The sequence below is a fragment of the Roseinatronobacter alkalisoli genome (assembly GCF_028745735.1).
Lineage (GTDB): Bacteria > Pseudomonadota > Alphaproteobacteria > Rhodobacterales > Rhodobacteraceae > Roseinatronobacter > Roseinatronobacter alkalisoli.
Genome location: NZ_JAQZSM010000004.1, coordinates 1 through 16067 on the forward strand (window position 1 = coordinate 1; position 16067 = coordinate 16067).

Annotated in this window: 14 protein-coding genes and 1 CRISPR repeat array; of the genes, 11 read left to right on the top strand and 3 right to left on the bottom strand. The window is 60.9% G+C overall.

The window, feature by feature from the left end; translation table 11 throughout:
• Positions 1-209: 209 nt before the first annotated feature.
• Positions 210-967, top strand: a protein-coding gene (locus tag PUT78_RS05750) for an IS5 family transposase (protein ID WP_274351252.1) whose coding sequence is annotated in 2 segments (ribosomal slippage) — positions 210-546 and positions 546-967 — 759 coding nt in all. Because the reading frame shifts where the segments join, the coding sequence is not laid out codon by codon here.
• A 3-nt stretch (positions 968-970) separates the two neighbouring features.
• Here PUT78_RS05750 and PUT78_RS05755 read toward each other — a convergent pair.
• On the bottom strand, positions 971-1273 hold the full coding sequence (locus PUT78_RS05755; protein WP_274351253.1) for a hypothetical protein: 303 nt from the start codon (positions 1271-1273) through the stop codon (positions 971-973).
• A 15-nt stretch (positions 1274-1288) separates the two neighbouring features.
• Between PUT78_RS05755 and PUT78_RS05760 the strand changes: the two genes are divergently transcribed.
• From PUT78_RS05760 to cas2e, 9 genes are all read left to right on the top strand, one after another.
• Complete coding sequence (locus PUT78_RS05760; protein WP_274351254.1) at positions 1289-1762, top strand: hypothetical protein; 474 nt, start codon at positions 1289-1291, stop codon at positions 1760-1762.
• 299 nt (positions 1763-2061) lie between these two features.
• Complete coding sequence (cas3, locus tag PUT78_RS05765) at positions 2062-4554, top strand: CRISPR-associated helicase Cas3' (protein WP_274351256.1); 2493 nt, start codon at positions 2062-2064, stop codon at positions 4552-4554.
• A 315-nt stretch (positions 4555-4869) separates the two neighbouring features.
• Positions 4870-6426, top strand: a complete 1557-nt coding sequence (gene casA / locus PUT78_RS05770; RefSeq protein ID WP_274351257.1) for a type I-E CRISPR-associated protein Cse1/CasA — start codon at positions 4870-4872, stop codon at positions 6424-6426.
• Positions 6423-6917: a type I-E CRISPR-associated protein Cse2/CasB gene (casB, locus tag PUT78_RS05775; protein WP_274351259.1), complete on the top strand. Its 495-nt coding sequence runs from the start codon at positions 6423-6425 to the stop codon at positions 6915-6917. Before casA ends, casB begins: the two co-directional genes overlap by 4 nt.
• Positions 6914-8008, top strand: coding sequence for a type I-E CRISPR-associated protein Cas7/Cse4/CasC (cas7e, locus tag PUT78_RS05780; RefSeq protein ID WP_274351260.1), 1095 nt, complete (start codon positions 6914-6916; stop codon positions 8006-8008). The genes casB and cas7e overlap by 4 nt, the downstream gene beginning before the upstream one ends.
• Positions 8008-8682, top strand: a complete 675-nt coding sequence (cas5e, locus tag PUT78_RS05785) for a type I-E CRISPR-associated protein Cas5/CasD (RefSeq protein WP_274351261.1) — start codon at positions 8008-8010, stop codon at positions 8680-8682. Before cas7e ends, cas5e begins: the two co-directional genes overlap by 1 nt.
• On the top strand, positions 8679-9350 hold the full coding sequence (cas6e, locus tag PUT78_RS05790; protein WP_274351262.1) for a type I-E CRISPR-associated protein Cas6/Cse3/CasE: 672 nt from the start codon (positions 8679-8681) through the stop codon (positions 9348-9350). Before cas5e ends, cas6e begins: the two co-directional genes overlap by 4 nt.
• The gene (gene cas1e, locus PUT78_RS05795) at positions 9347-10315 is read left to right on the top strand and encodes a type I-E CRISPR-associated endonuclease Cas1e (protein ID WP_274351264.1); all 969 of its coding nucleotides are present in this window, start codon (positions 9347-9349) and stop codon (positions 10313-10315) included. Before cas6e ends, cas1e begins: the two co-directional genes overlap by 4 nt.
• A complete protein-coding gene (cas2e, locus tag PUT78_RS05800; RefSeq protein WP_274351555.1) occupies positions 10315-10599 on the top strand; it encodes a type I-E CRISPR-associated endoribonuclease Cas2e in 285 nt (94 codons plus the stop codon). The genes cas1e and cas2e overlap by 1 nt, the downstream gene beginning before the upstream one ends.
• 79 nt (positions 10600-10678) lie before the next feature.
• A CRISPR array of direct repeats spans positions 10679-13755; the repeat unit is 29 nt; unit sequence CTGTTCCCCGCCCACGCGGGGATGATCCG.
• A 430-nt stretch (positions 13756-14185) separates the two neighbouring features.
• Here the strand turns inward: cas2e and PUT78_RS05805 are convergent.
• Positions 14186-14512, bottom strand: a complete 327-nt coding sequence (locus PUT78_RS05805; RefSeq protein WP_274351266.1) for a class I SAM-dependent methyltransferase — start codon at positions 14510-14512, stop codon at positions 14186-14188.
• A 252-nt stretch (positions 14513-14764) separates the two neighbouring features.
• On the opposite strand from PUT78_RS05805, the gene PUT78_RS23770 reads away from it, so the two are divergent.
• On the top strand, positions 14765-15076 hold the full coding sequence (locus PUT78_RS23770; protein WP_420793470.1) for a transposase: 312 nt from the start codon (positions 14765-14767) through the stop codon (positions 15074-15076).
• A 66-nt stretch (positions 15077-15142) separates the two neighbouring features.
• On the opposite strand, the gene PUT78_RS05815 is transcribed toward PUT78_RS23770, so the two are convergent.
• Positions 15143-16042, bottom strand: coding sequence for a NaeI family type II restriction endonuclease (locus PUT78_RS05815; protein ID WP_274351269.1), 900 nt, complete (start codon positions 16040-16042; stop codon positions 15143-15145).
• Positions 16043-16067: the final 25 nt, after the last annotated feature.

The window sequence follows — 16067 nt, forward strand, 5'->3', positions numbered from 1 at the left end:
ATGCAATCCGCGCCTTCATACCTTCAAGCGCGGCGCGCCAATCCGAAATCACTCCAGCCCAATCCGATACGGACATCGAAATTCCTCCCCAATTGCTCAGGCAGGATTGAATCAGATATCCATATTATATGCAACTGTAGTATTAGGGTCTGGACCCATTGATTTCCGGGGCTCTACGTGATTCACGGTTCGAAAAACGAGCGGTGAACATGTCTGATCTCTTCTGGCTGAGCGACGTCCAGATGGCGCGCCTTGAACCCTATTTCCCGAAGTCCCATGGCAAGCCTCGTGTCGATGATCGCCGGGTTTTGAGCGGGATTATCTTTATCAATCGCAATGGCTTACGCTGGCGGGATGCGCCTGTGGAATACGGCCCGCACAAGACACTCTGCAACCGCTGGAAGCGGTGGAGCGAGAAGGGCGTCTTTGCGCAGATGATGGCTGGCCTGGCAGCCAATCACGGCGAAGAGAAGACGGTCATGATCGACGCGACTTATCTGAAGGCCCACCGAACCGCGACCAGTATGGCCGCGAAAAAGGGGGGCCTGGACGCCTGATTGGCCGAACCAAGGGCGGCATGAACACCAAGCTGCACGCCATCTGCGACAGCCAAGGGCGTCCGCTCAACCTGTTCGTCACCGCTGGTCAGGTCAGCGACTATATCGGCGCGCGGGCTCTGCTGAGCAGCTTTCCCAAGGTCGACTGGCTGCTCGGGGACCGAGGTTATGACGCCGATTGGTTCAGAGATGCGTTGAAAGACAAAGGCATACGCGCCTGCATCCCGGGTCGCAAACAGCGCAAGACAAGCGTGAAATACGATAAGCGGCGATACAAGCGGCGCAACCGGATCGAGATCATGTTCGGCAGGCTCAAGGATTGGCGGCGCGTCACAACCCGATATGACCGATGTCCCAAGGTCTTCCTTTCAGCAATCGCTCTCGCCGCTATCGTCATCTACTGCCTTTGAAACTCAATGAGTCCAGACCCTAGAAAAGCAGAAGCTTTGAGAGCTGTTGCCCTTGCCGGGCAGGGACTGCAGTCCGTCGAGGCCCGAAGCAGGCGCGCAGAACGGGTTGCTCAGGATGCTGAAACACATAAAGCGTGGGTCGATGTGCTGCGGTGCGAACTGGTCCGGAATATTGATGAGCTGTCGGCTGATGTGGAGAAGAAGCAAGCTCAGCAGACGTAACTCGAGGCGCCTGCCGCGCAGATGGAACAGGCCCGAAAAGATGCTGTTGTCGCCCGTGGCGAGGCCGATCGGCGGGCCTTTCAAGCAGAACACATCGCAATGATGGAACTGGCGCGGGCTGATGCTGCCTCAGGCCGGATCGAAGCGCTGACCGACGGCATGACCGCTCTTGCGGACCATGTTGCTGCAAGCATCACACATGGTTCTGGGGAGCAACGCATGACTACGGATGTCAGTGACAAGTTAGAGTCAGCCTTCCCTGAAATCGCGCCAGCGGTGCGCGTTGCAGAGAAAGCCGTGGACTCTGTCCGGACCCTTCGTAGCAAGGCCATCGCCTTCTCTGATCATGTGACGCAACTCCGCGAGGCTCAAAAGAAAGAAAAGGAAGGCCCGGCGAAAGAACGGCGCCTCGTCACGCAGTTGCGCCAGTCGCTCAAGGCAATGTTGGCCTGCCTCGCGCGTTGGTTGACCCATCCTGGAATGCCCGAGAGCCTTGCCGCCGAAGGTGCAGATATCCTGTGCGATGCAGACCGGATCCTGCAGCAGCCTGAGGACAGCAGCCCGGAGTTGTGACGCAGTGCAGGGTACCCTCTTTGTGGGTCAGGATGAATTGCCCCGAGTTTGTGGAGACCCTTCAGTTTGCGTGACCACTCTCAATCTGAACTGCTATTGTTCATCGTCTTGTCAGCGCTGCTGAAAAGATTGATGCTTTGGGTAAAGGTAAAGATCAGTCACATGATTGTACCTGTGTGTCGAATAAATGAGTGGAGTCTACCCGAAACTGCGACGTCCCCAGCGTTAACCATGGCGCGTGAAGCCACGACTTGATTATGATAAAACGTTGGGGTGCTGCCGAAAGTGGAATGTGATTGATGTCATTTTTTGATTGGCCTGGGAAAAGCGCTGTAGGGGATGATCCTTGCGAACATCCAGCCGTGTATCATATGCTGGACGTGGCCGCCGTGGCGGAGCGTCTGATCTCGCCTTTTTCCATCGACCACAGGCTGCGCGGCGCCTTGGTTCTTCTGATTGCATTGCACGATCTGGGAAAGATCAGCGACAGCTTTCGACGGATGCTCAAGGAAGACCGACCTCAAGTCCATCGGCACTGGGAACTCTCAGAGGCGCTCCTTCATTCGTATGATCAGAATCTCTGTGCGCGGATCGGCGGTGGGCCTATGCAGCGCAACGCGTTGTATGCTGCAGCTGCCGGGCATCATGGTCGGCCACCTGACTTGCCATTGGGCCCACTGCCGAAGCCACCGCGGTCGCGCGAAATGCATAGGGTAATGATGCATGTCGGCTCGGGTGAAGGCCCTGCTGGTGAAGTCATCGAAGCCTTCTGCGATCTTTGGCCTGAGGCCTCTTTTGACGGGTTGACGGATGGCGAGGCGCTGCGGTTATCCTGGTGGCTGCCAGGCCTGTGTGCCGCAGCCGACTGGATCGGGTCGAACACGAGGTGGTTCGAAGCGCTGCCTCCAGGGCCGGGACTGTCCGAATACCTGACCCGTGCGCGCGTGATCGCGAATCGCGCCGTGACAGAGGCCGGGTTGGCAGGGGCGACCGTCTGCGATGGACCGGTCTTCGATTTCGCCTTGCGTCCCATGCAGCAGGCTTGCAAGGATGTCGCGTTGGCCGACGGCCCGATGTTGGCAGTTATTGAGGACGAAACCGGCGCGGGCAAGACCGAAGCCGCGCTGATTCTGGCGCATCGGATGGCGCTGGCGGGGAAGGGGCGGGGTATCTATTTTGCCCTTCCGACGATGGCCACCGCAGATGCAATGTTCGCAAGAACGGCCAAGGTGATCGGTCGCATGTTTTCAAATCCGAGCCTTACACTCGCACATGGCAAGTCTGACCTGTCGAAGGACTTCCGCGATCTGGTTGAGGGCGGCGCGACCGGGGAAGATGCGGCAAGCTGCACAACATGGCTGGCCGAAAGCCGAAGGCGCGCGCTGCTGGCGGATGTCGGTGTCGGGACCATTGATCAGGCGCTCTTGTCGGTTCTGCCGGTGAAGCATCAGTCCCTGCGCCATTTCGGCCTGTCCTCGAAAATCCTGATCGTGGACGAGGTTCACGAGATGGGTGAACCCTATGTGGCGAAGGAGCTTGAGCGTTTGTTGCAGATGCACCGGGCCGCCGGGGGATCGGCGATCTTGTTGACCGCGACCTTGCCACTGGAATTGCGAGCGATGTTGTTGGCGACATATGGTGGTCGCTCGGAAACCGCTGCCTATCCGGCGCTTTCGGTGGCGGGTGGACAGACAGTTACAGGCCTCAGAGCGGATGAGCGGCCGTCGAAGGGGCCAGTGAAGGTGGCGCGGGTCGAGTCGGTAGAGAGCGCGGCTGATCTGATCGCGGCGGGGGCAGCGGCGGGGGCGGCCTGTGTCTGGATACGCAACGCGGTGGACGAGGCTATTGCTTCGGTAGAATTGCTGCGCGCGCGCGGCATCGCGGCGCATCTGCTGCACGCCCGCTACACGCTGGCGGATCGCAAGCGGATCGAGAAAGAGGTGCTGGCTCGCGTCGGAAAGGATGGGACAGGACGAGAGGGGTTCGTTCTGGTCGGCACGCAGGTGCTGGAAGCCTCGCTTGATCTTGATTTCGACCTCATGGTGTCCGACGTTGCGCCGGTCGCGGCCTTGATTCAGCGCGCGGGACGGTTGTGGCGGCACATGGCGGAAAGGCCACGGGCAGGACGGCCCGTCCCCGACCCCGTGCTGCACGTCCTGTCGCCAGACCCGGATTCTGTGTCTGACGACAGGTGGCTGCAATCCACCCTCGGACGTGGCGCCTGGGTTTATTCGGTGGCCGATGTCTGGCGGTCAGCGCGGGTGATCTTCGCGCGCGGGGGCATCGACGCGCCGACCGGGTTGCGCGGCCTGATCGAGGCTGTCCACGGGCCGGAGGCCGAAGATGCGCCCAAGGTTCTGTTGAACGCCGAGGCGGAGATCATCGGCAAACGATTGGGCCAGAGCACACTTGCGTTGCACAATCTCGTCGATCTGGGTGCAGGCTACCGCATGGGCGGGCGCGGCAATAACGACGCGACATATCCGACGCGCCCCGGGGATGAGACGCGGACGCTGATGCTGGCGCGGCGGACAGGGCATGGGCTGCGGCCCTGGGCCGATGGCGCGGGACCGGAGGCCTGGGCGCTGTCGGAGGTCTCGGTGCGGGTGAAACGGCTGAAGGGCGTTTCCCTTCCGGATCAGTCCGCTCCGGAGATTGTCGCGGTCACAAGGGACTGGCCGGACTGGAAGCAGGCCGAGGCGCGGCTCTGCCCGGTGGGCGAAGATGGTGCGATCTGCGAGGGGTTGCGTTACGATGCGGAATGCGGTTTGGTGTTTGTATCCTCGGATTGAGCGGGGATGGCCCGTGTTGAAGTGTTGGGCATATCTGTTCCCCGCCATGCGGGGATAAGTGTTGCAGTGTATGTGAAATAAAAACCTTGACTGCTGCAATACATTCTGCAACGTTAAGAACGAGCCTCGGAGGGGTTTAACCTTCCGAGGCTCTATAGAAGCCCAGTTTCCCGGCTGTTGACGCAGCCAAGATGAGCGGAGGTAAGATGTTGTTGAGAAAAATACCCGACCTGCCCGCTCTTGGATGAGCATTTCATAGCATTCCCCAAGAGCGTCGGCAAGGGCCTAGCCCTTGCCGAACCCATTGCGCCGTGAGTGAAAAAAGGCTCACCCTATGCAATTTTTTCCTTTACGCTGCTCGAGGCAGATGCTCGTCTGACTTCTGTATTTTGCGGAGGTATTGATTTGCTCAATCTCATTGAAGATCCGTGGATTCCCGTTCGCTGCGTACACGGTTTCCGCCGGGTGATTGCGCCTTGGCAGATGGCCGACCCGGACGTCATTGCGCCCGACTGGCCCCGGGCCGACTTGAATATCGCCTGTCTCGAAATGCTGATCGGCCTTGTTTTCATGGCCGATCCGCCGTCCGGCCTTGCCGAATGGCAGATGCGTTGCGCCCCGGATCGAGAGCGTCTGCGCGCACGGCTGTCGGACTATGCCCCGGCCTTCAACCTGCTGGGCGACGGCCCGCTGTTCTTGCAGGATCTGGATCCCCTGGCGGGCGACGCAAGCCCGGTCGACATGCTCTTCATCGACAGCGCTGGCGCCAACACAGCGAAGAACAACGCTGATGTCATGGTCCATCGGGACAGATACGGTGTGCTAGACCTGCCGATGGCAGCGATGGCGCTTTACACCTTTCAGGCCTTCGCACCGTCCGGCGGGGCAGGAAACCGCACCTCAATGCGCGGCGGCGGGCCGCTGGTGACACTGGTTGAACCCCGCACCAAGGACGGGCCGCTCTGGGGACTTGTCTGGGCCAATGTGCCAAACGGCGCGCCTGCCGCAGTTGAAGATCTGCCATGGATGCGCCCGACGCTGGTTTCGGACGGCGCGGACAAGATCAGGACGCCGCCGGATGGGCTGTTCGATGTCGAGGCCTTCTTCGGCATGCCGCGCCGGTTGCGGCTGGTCACCGACGGCGTGTCGATGACAGGCGTGGTTCAGCGGCCCTATGGCACGAACTACGCTGGCTGGAAACACCCGCTGAGCCCCTATTACCGTTTGAAGGAAGGGGCCGAATGGCTGCCGAAACATCCGCGTGCCGGGCGTTTCGGGTTCCGCAACTGGCTGGGGATCGTGGCGCAGGCGCGGGATGACGCACTGTCGGAGCGGGCGCTGTGCCTCAGGCAATGGAATGACCGTGGCGGTGACGTTTCGCTCATCGTTGCGGGATGGGCCATGGACAATATGAAACCGCGTGACTTCGTGCTTTCGGTGCAGCCGTTTCATGATCTCTCCATTGATGCCGAAGACAAGCTGGTCGGTCTGATCAAGGCTGCGGAAGCAGCCGGCATCGCCCTGCGCGGCGCATTGGAGCCTGTTCTGGCCGCTGGCGAGGCGCGCGAGGCAGAGCGCGAGCGGTTCTTTCGGGAACTGGAACTGCGGTTCATTGACCGTCTCGAAATGGTGAAGTCCGGTGAGGACGCGGTGGCGGTCTGGCTGGACGATCTGCGGAAACAGGCATTCAAGCAGTTCGATGCACTCTCTGTTCCGGGGCTGGGTCTGCGCGATACGGCAAATATCAAGACGATTGTAGAAGCGCGCAAATTCCTTGGGCTGGCATTTGCAGGGTATGGCAAGCAGGGGCAGGCGATCTTTACCGCACTTGGACTCGAGCTTCCCGTCAGAAAGAAGGAAAAGGCAGCATGAGCGAGGAACCGAAAGGCCGGGGCGCGGCCGCGCTCGGGTGGTGGGGCCGCTATATCGCGCAGCGCGAGATCCCGGCTGTACGTGCGCTGGCTGCCCGCTTGCGCCGGGCCGCGCCACTGGCAGTGCTGAGTGAAAGGGATGTGATGACGCTTGCGGGCGCCCTTGGCCTCCGGTCGCATGATGCAGATGACATCGTGCGGCTGGCCGTCCTGCTGGCCGAGATCCGCGAGCACGGCCCTTCGACACTTGCAGAGCGGCTGGGTGGCGAAAAGCCGGTGCTGTCGCCACTGCGTTTCCAGCGGCTCTTGCGGGCCGAAGGGGAAGAGCTGACCGACCACCTGCGCCGCGCCATCATCATGGCGGAGCGGCGCTGCAATGTCGCGGCGCTGGCTGCCGATATTCTGCACTGGGAGGCGGCGCGGCCGCGCTGGTGTTTTCACTATTACGGCGCTGACGCGCCCCGGACGGGTAACGAGGAGAAAACCGAATGACCACTTTCCTGCAATTCCACCTGCTGACCAGCTATGGCCCCTCGAACCCGAACCGTGACGATCAGGGCCGCCCGAAGCAGGCGATGGTTGGCAACGCACCACGTCTGCGCATGTCGTCGCAATCGCTCAAGCGGGCGCTGCGCGAAAGCACCTTCTTCAAGCTTGATCTGGCCGGGAATCAGGGCACACGGACGAAACACCTTCACACGCGGCTGGTTGCGCATCTGACCGGAAAGGGCACGCCCGAGGCGGATGCCACCGCAGCAGCTACTACAATCGCCGGTCTCTTTGGCAAGCTGGAGTCAGTGAAGAAAAGTTCCGGAACCGAGACCCGTGCCACCACGCTGGCCTTCATCTCGCCTGCGGAATGGGCACTGGCGGAAGACCTGGCCGGCCGCATTGTCGCGGGCGAAGACCTGCCAGCGGAGAAAGACCTCAAGAAGATGGTCCTGCGCAAGGCCGATGGTGCGATCGACATTGCCATGTTCGGCCGGATGCTGGCCAGCGACGCCGATTTCAACCGCGATGCCGCCGTGCAGGTCGCCCATGCGATCACGACGCATACCGCGCAGGCTGAAGAAGACTGGTTCTCGGCGGTCGATGACCTGAACAAGGACGAGGATACCGGCGCGGGGCATCTGGGTGAGATCGCTTTCGGATCGGGTATCTATTACCAGTATGTCTGCGTGAACTGCGACCTGTTGGTGGAAAACCTTGCCGGTGATCGCGACCTGGCCGCGAAGGGGATCGAGGCACTGGCCCGCGCCATCGCTCAGACCACCCCGCGCGGCAAACAGAACAGCTTTGCCCATCATCCGATTGCCTATCACATCCGGGCTGAGCGTGGACAGCGCGCGCCGCGCGACCTGTCGGGGGCGTTCTTCACCCCAGTTGACAAGAAGTTGCATAAACTCGGGGTAAACGATCTGGAGACTGCATCAATCAGGGCGATGGAGAGAACCGTCGCGTCGATTGACGGGTGCTATTTCGGCGGCGTGGCCGAAGACTTCCGTAAGCTCGATACCCTCGCAGGTGAAGGAACCCTTGAGGACATCGTCACCTTTGCCGTCGATGCGGTGCGGGGCGCGTGATGCAGTCCTACCTTGTCTTCGGCCTGACCGCCAGCCTTGGGGCAATGGGCGAACTGGCAGGCCACGAGCGGCGCGGGTCGCTTGTCTGGCCGGGCCGGGCCGCGATCATTGGCCTTTTGGGCGCGGCGCTGGGGGTCCGGCGTGACGGTGATTTCTCGGCGCTGGACGCGCTGGCGATCTCGGTGGCAATCTTTGACGAAGGTGTGCCTGTCAGGGATTATCATACGGTCGAGACTGTGCCCTCAGCGGCAGCGAAATCGCCCAATTCACGGCCCGAAGCGTTGCGGACTGCCGGAACGCACACGAACACCACCATTACCCTGCGCGACTATCGCGCGGGGCCGCTCTATGGCATCTCTGTGGCAGGCGAGGGGTTGCAAGCCATCGCAGAGGCGCTGCGCAATCCGCATTTCACGCTCTACCTTGGGCGAAAATCCTGCCCACTTGCCGCCCCGACCGGGGCAAAGGTGGTCGAAGCCGAAACCGAGGAAGCCGCGCTTGCCTTGTTGGATCTGCCGCCCTGGCGCAAGAATGCGGTCGCGCGGACGCTGGTTGTCGATGCGGCCCTAGGTGAGGTTGTCAACGACGTGCCGCTGGACCGCAAATTGTGGCATCACGGCGGACGCCGCGTGGCGATGCGTCCGGTGCGCATTGCGACGGAGGGCAGCGCATGACGCGATACCTCAGTCGTCTTCGCCTGTCGCATAGTCCCTCTGCACGGGCGCTGGCTCCACTGTTGATGCCCTCGGAGGCGGGGCACCGGCGATCGGCTGCGCATAACCTGCTCTGGTCGATCTTTGCGGACGGGCCAGACCGGAAGCGCGACTTCCTCTGGCGGCAGGAGGGTGACAATACCTTCCTCACCCTCTCTGCGCGGCCACCGGCCAGCTCCGAGCTGTTCGAACCCCATCAGATAAAACCCTTTGCGCCGGTTGTCGTGGCGGGCGACAGGCTGGAATTCCGTCTGCGCGCAAATGCCACGCGGATGAAGCGCGGAGGGGCGCGTGTCGATGTCGTCATGGATGCGCTGCACGGTCTGCCAAGTGAAGATCGGGCCGAAAAGCGGATGGAGTTCGCCACAAGCGCCGGGTCGGACTGGCTGTCGCGGCAGGGGGACCGTGCCGGGTTCTGCGTGCTCGACGCGACGGTCGAGGATTATTCTGTCGAGCTGCTGCCCGGTCATCGTGGGCCGCGAAAAGGGCAGCCACAGTTCGGCATTATCGAGATCGCGGGGCGCCTTGAAGTGACCGATCCGGAAATATTTCTGGATCATGTCGGCAAGGGCTTCGGCCGGGCAAAGGCCTTTGGCTGCGGTCTGATGCTTCTCCGGCGGCTGCCGTGACCGATAGATCCGATCAAGGCGCGCCCCGCAGCGGGCTGCCCGGCCTTGCCCCGCCGCGCCCGATCCCGCTCAAGGATCGCGCCTCGCTGGTCTTCGTCGAACGCGCTCAACTGGATGTTCTGGACGGGGCCTTCGTCGCGGTGAACGCTGATGGAACGCGCACGCAGATACCGGTCGGTGGCCTCGCCGGGATCATGTTGGAACCCGGCGCGCGGATTAGCCACGCCGCAGTGGCGCTGGCTGCCCGTGTTGGAACCCTGATCACCTGGATAGGCGAAGGTGGGGTGCGTCTCTATTCCGCGGGCCAGCCAGGCGGCGCGCGCGCCGACCGGCTGCTCTGGCAGGCCCGCATCGCGCTCGACGATGCCGCCCGCCTCCGTGTTGTGCGCAAGATGTATGCCATGCGATTTGGCGAGGCTGCGCCGCTGCGCCGATCCATCGACCAGTTGCGTGGCATAGAAGGCGTGCGCGTTCGCGAAAGCTATGCACTGCTCGCGGCGCAATATGGTGTCAACTGGAAACGGCGCAGCTACGACCCGACCGACTGGGAGGCAAGCGACACCCCGAACAGATGCCTTTCGGCGGCCACGGCCTGCCTGCACGGGCTTACAGAAGCCGCCGTCCTCGCCGCAGGTTACGCTCCCGCAATAGGTTTCCTGCACAGTGGCAAGCCCCTGTCATTTGTCTATGACATCGCGGATATCTTCAAGCTGGAGACGGTCGTCCCAGAAGCGTTTCGCATCGCCGGGCAGGCGGCGAAGGGGAAGCTGGACATGGCTCCGGATCGCGCTGTCCGGCTGGCCTGTCGCGACGCTTTCCGGAAGTCGGGCCTGCTGGGGCGCATTATCCCCACCATCCAGGAGGTGCTCGAGGCCGGCGAAGTCCAGCGCCCGGAACCGCCGCCCGAGGCTATGCCCGTTGCCTTCGACGATCCCGAGTCTGGCGACCCGGGTCATCGTGGATGATGGTCGTGGTCGTCTCCAACGCGCCCGCGCGCCTGAGGGGACGGCTTGCCGCATGGCTCGTAGAATTGCGCGCGGGGGTCTATGTCGGCGACTACTCTGCGCGAACGCGCGAGATGATCTGGGAGCAGGTTGTCGCCGGACTCGATGCCGGCGATGCAGTTATGGTCTGGAAAGCCCCGACGGATCAGGGCTATGAATTCCGGACGGTTGGCCGGAACCGCCGTATGCCTGTAGATTTCGATGGCTTGAGTTTGGTGAGCTTCTTTCCAGACAAGCCGGGATAGACCATGAGAACCGGGTAAAAAAACCGGTACGCTGTTTGACATCGTGAAAAGTTCGGTAGATCAATGGTCTGCAGGAAGACTGTTCCCCGCCCACGCGGGGATGATCCGATGGCGCGCCGGTTCAAGTCGAACTTCACGGCCTGTTCCCCGCCCACGCGGGGATGATCCGGGCTGTGATGTGGTCAACCTGCCATTTATCTCCTGTTCCCCGCCCACGCGGGGATGATCCGGTGCAGGTGTCTGACGGTGTCGGGGGCTGGGACTGTTCCCCGCCCACGCGGGGATGATCCGGCTTCACCGGGCAGATGCGGGCCTTCAAATCGCTGTTCCCCGCCCACGCGGGGATGATCCGCAGGACTTCGGCATCATCCTTGGACACATTCTCTGTTCCCCGCCCACGCGGGGATGATCCGACGGCGAAAACTTGTGGAACAGATCAGATGCCCTGTTCCCCGCCCACGCGGGGATGATCCGGCGCGTGGCCACTGATCGAGAGGACAGCAGGCCTGTTCCCCGCCCACGCGGGGATGATCCGGTGGGATCCAGTGAAAGCGGGGATGGCTTACACTGTTCCCCGCCCACGCGGGGATGATCCGCAGGTTGAACGGAAAAGCAGGGCGGATGAAAACTGTTCCCCGCCCACGCGGGGATGATCCGGAACCGCGGCAATGAAATCGACCGGCTTAACACTGTTCCCCGCCCACGCGGGGATGATCCGGGGGACGCCAAGAAGTCCGGCGTCGTCACGAACCTGTTCCCCGCCCACGCGGGGATGATCCGAGGAATGTGTCGATCTTATAGGGCCGGATCTGCTGTTCCCCGCCCACGCGGGGATGATCCGTTTTAAAAAGGTTCCGCACTTTTTCGCAATGGCTGTTCCCCGCCCACGCGGGGATGATCCGGTGGCGATACAGACCCCTGACGGAATTGCTTTCTGTTCCCCGCCCACGCGGGGATGATCCGCATTAGCGGTCAGGTGTCGATCGCGGTGCAGACTGTTCCCCGCCCACGCGGGGATGATCCGCGTGCCATATCCCTACTGCGTCGTGAGCAGTTCTGTTCCCCGCCCACGCGGGGATGATCCGCTCCATCAGGCGGCGCTCGGCGGCCTCAACGTCTGTTCCCCGCCCACGCGGGGATGATCCGTTGTCCAGGGCGATGCAAGAAGAAGAAGACTGTTCCCCGCCCACGCGGGGATGATCCGGTGTAACAAGCCGATGGCCCGTTTGTCAACGGCTGTTCCCCGCCCACGCGGGGATGATCCGGTCCCTGGGGCGCTATCAACGAAGTCCAGGAGCTGTTCCCCGCCCACGCGGGGATGATCCAGGATTGTCACTAATGACATTCGCACTTATCGCCTGTTCCCCGCCCACGCGGGGATGATCCGAAAGACTACACATGAGCCAATTCTCCAACATCCTGTTCCCCGCCCACGCGGGGATGATCCGTCAAACGTCCTACGAAGTATGGACAATGACATCTGTTCCCCGCCCACGCGGGGATGATCCGGAATTGGCGACTCGTCGCGGGCTTAATATCGACTGTTCCCCGCCCACGCGGGGATGATCCGACGATGCGCGATAGGCCGGCGCGTTCTTGGATCTGTTCCCCGCCCACGCGGGGATGATCCCAAAAAATTCCCCTTTTTCTGCAAGCAGAAAAACTGTTCCCCGCCCACGCGGGGATGATCCGAAAGCTGCGCACTGCTGTTTCCAGTTCTCGCACTGTTCCCCGCCCACGCGGGGATGATCCGCGTATCCCCTTGCCGATCCATTCCTGCCGCCGCTGTTCCCCGCCCACGCGGGGATGATCCGCCGGAAAAATACCCCGATGAGGTCGCGCTTGCCTGTTCCCCGCCCACGCGGGGATGATCCGGCGCCGGGTCAACGACCTCCCGTTCGACGGAACTGTTCCCCGCCCACGCGGGGATGATCCGTCTTAGCCAACGACGCTCGTAGAGCTCATGCACTGTTCCCCGCCCACGCGGGGATGATCCGATACGATTACACCAGCGCAGGCAGTGAAAGCCCTGTTCCCCGCCCACGCGGGGATGATCCGGCCATGCGGAAATACGCAGGGCCAATGGCGTTCTGTTCCCCGCCCACGCGGGGATGATCCGGGATCGTCTGAGGGGTGATATTGTCGGCGTTCCTGTTCCCCGCCCACGCGGGGATGATCCGATCACGTTTGACCTGACGGGCATATCGACAGGCTGTTCCCCGCCCACGCGGGGATGATCCGCCAACATTCGACGAGGCTTCTGTTGAAGGTTTCTGTTCCCCGCCCACGCGGGGATGATCCGGTTTTAGGTGACAGCCCGGCGGTTTACAATGTCTGTTCCCCGCCCACGCGGGGATGATCCGTCCCCAGATGTCGGCGATGCGCGGCTCATTCGCTGTTCCCCGCCCACGCGGGGATGATCCGGAATGACTGACCGCTGGGCGCGCTTCCTTACCCTGTTCCCCGCCCACGCGGGGATGATCCGTAATCAACAGTAGGGATGCGCCAGAATATTGACTGTTCCCCGCCCACGCGGGGATGATCCGTTACCAGATATTACCTGAACGGGGTATACCTGCTGTTCCCCGCCCACGCGGGGATGATCCGGCGACAACGGCAAGGGAAACGGGAAAGGACGCCTGTTCCCCGCCCACGCGGGGATGATCCGCATCGCGCCCGCACGCGGCAGGGCAAAAAAATCTGTTCCCCGCCCACGCGGGGATGATCCGTTTGAAAACGGTTCGCCAAATTTCCGTATTACCTGTTCCCCGCCCACGCGGGGATGATCCGGATGGCGAGTAGCCATGCGCGGGCGGGGTTGTCTGTTCCCCGCCCACGCGGGGATGATCCGGCATTCGACATGCGCCTGAAGCGCGGGTTGCGCTGTTCCCCGCCCACGCGGGGATGATCCGTTTCCGCAGTGAAACAGACGCAAAGCGCTGGACTGTTCCCCGCCCACGCGGGGATGATCCGCGGGCAGCGGGTCGGGCGGTATGAGTTAATGCCTGTTCCCCGCCCACGCGGGGATGATCCGGTAATCTTTCGCACCCGCTGCCTTTCGATATCCTGTTCCCCGCCCACGCGGGGATGATCCGACCACAAAGGGAACTTTCACATTTGAGGCTGACTGTTCCCCGCCCACGCGGGGGGGATCCGTCCGAGCCTTGCAACAGAGGGGGCTTGACGATACTTTTCTCTGCCTCGCGTATGTAAATAGACGCGCCAGTATATAGCTTAACGAATTAATTTTCGTGTATTCGTCCAGAGAATATGGGAAAATCTATTAATTATATGAATTTGCTGTTTAAACTGTGCAGTTGGGCGCAGGCAAGTCACGGCGGCAGCCTGTCCCCGCAACCAAAATATAACATATAATCAATACCCTACGCCCCGCAATACGCGGGGCTTTCGCATGCACACAATCTGTGTTAGTGCCACGGAAGCACAAGGCAGAAGGTTTGGGGTGTGGCCGCAGCGCAACGCGCAACGAATATGTCCCAAAACCATACTATGGCCAAAAGCCTTAGGGTTGCGCTGCGCGCATAGTTCCGGCGAATTCTACCCACTGCAAAGGCTTCTGTCTGGTTCATGGATGACCCGCCGAGGTATTGAATGGCAGCGATTTCTGTTTGCCGGAATCAAAGCCCGGTGCATCCCCGACCACTTTCATGAACGCTCTATCCATCAGCTTTTGCGCCTCCACATGATCGGTGGCATGAATGAGATGAAAAGCAACACGGTTCCCATCCTCCATTTGAAGGATGGGATAGGGCTTCACGTACCGGTACTTCTGCTCCTCGGTGAAACGTCTGCCGACCATTTCGACCATCCCAAACTGCGACTTCGGCGCAAGCGCTCGCCACCCTTCTGATCCCCACCATTGATTGAGGTCTTCGATCCGCGCGCGCTGCAATGGCCTCCACCGTTGACCAGTGACATTCAGCGGTCCTCTGATCGAGCAATGCAAAAACAGCTATATTTCTACGCATTTTCGGAGTCTTTAGGGTCAGGACGCGTTCTTGATTCATAGCCAGAACATGACGGTTGCGGCGAGGGCGATGGCGGACAGACTATCGCCTTGGATGAAGAGCTTGCCGCGACTGCGGACATTCTGCGGTCTGTCGCTGGGATCGGCCCGGTCGCCAGCACCATGCTGATTGCCGAAATGCCCGAGCTTGGCCAAATCTCGGGGGAACAGGTCGCAGCACTCACTGGCCTTGCGCCCATCGCACAGGACAGTGGCGCTATGCGCGGCAAGCGCGCCATTGCAGGTGGACGGCGCTTGTTGCGGCATGTGATGTTCCAAGCCGCACTCGTCGCCAGCTATCACAATCCAGTCCTGAAGGTCTTCTCCGACCGTCTTCGCGCCGCCGGAAAACCACATAAGGTCTTCATCACGGCTGTCGCACGCAAGCTCATCACAATCACAATCGCAATGTGCAAAGCTCGCCAGAAATGGAACGCTCAAACTGCCTGAAGAATACAGCTGCTAGTCAAGAAGCAACCGCAGTTTGGCAGGAGATAGCAGGTCAAAGTTTATTAATTATGAATTCCAAGTAATGCTTATACCATACGTGCCCGCGAGTTGCGCCTCACCTTGTGAAACGACTCTGCAGGAGACGAACTCGCTTCCCAAGCAGTGGGGTAATCCCAGCGCAGCGATTAATGGCGCGTCATAGTGGCCTGACAACAACAGGATTCCCTCACGCGCCAAGATATCCCGTGTCCCTCTCCCGTTGTCGGACCGAATGCGACGCATGAAGTCTTGTTGCTGAGCGACTGCCTGAACAACATCGCGGGCGATGGGCTGCCTCTGTACCTCACGAAAGAGATTGGCCATCCGCTGATTGCCTGTCTTGCCCAAAAAAATGCGGTCAATCGCGTCAGGCGGGATCGTACGCCAAAAGTTTTCCGGGTATGGGTGATCAAACAGCAGCCAGAATATATTAGAAAAACCGAGGGCAGAGACGCTCTTCTTTGAATCCTTGTTCTGTCCGAAAGTGAGGTACTCGGGATGCGCCACAAAGAGGCCAAGGTAGCATTTCGCCCGCACCTCATCGGCAGCCACAAGTATGCATGGGTGGTCAATCGCCTCGGTGGGGATCATCCAATTGCTGCCCATCGTGTTCTTGATGTCAACGTCATGATCAAGAATGACGGTATCTAGTTTGCCTTTTGGCAGGTGCAGCATTGCGCGAAGCTCGATTTCAACGCGCGTGCCGATGTATGTTTTTTCGGTCTTTTCCAGTTCGTCGTACGAGCGCCGCCCTGTTTTGGGGGTCATGATAACATCATCGACGCATTGACGAAGCATTATAGCAAATTTTGTCGCCAAAGCGTCATGTCCCCCGGCGCGCCAGAGTATGTCACCTGCAATTGCAGTCAGCAGATTGTGGTCGCGGTGGCCTGCGACGACAATGCTGTCTGGGATGCTCTTTTTCAAATGTGCCCCATGCCGTTACTCGATT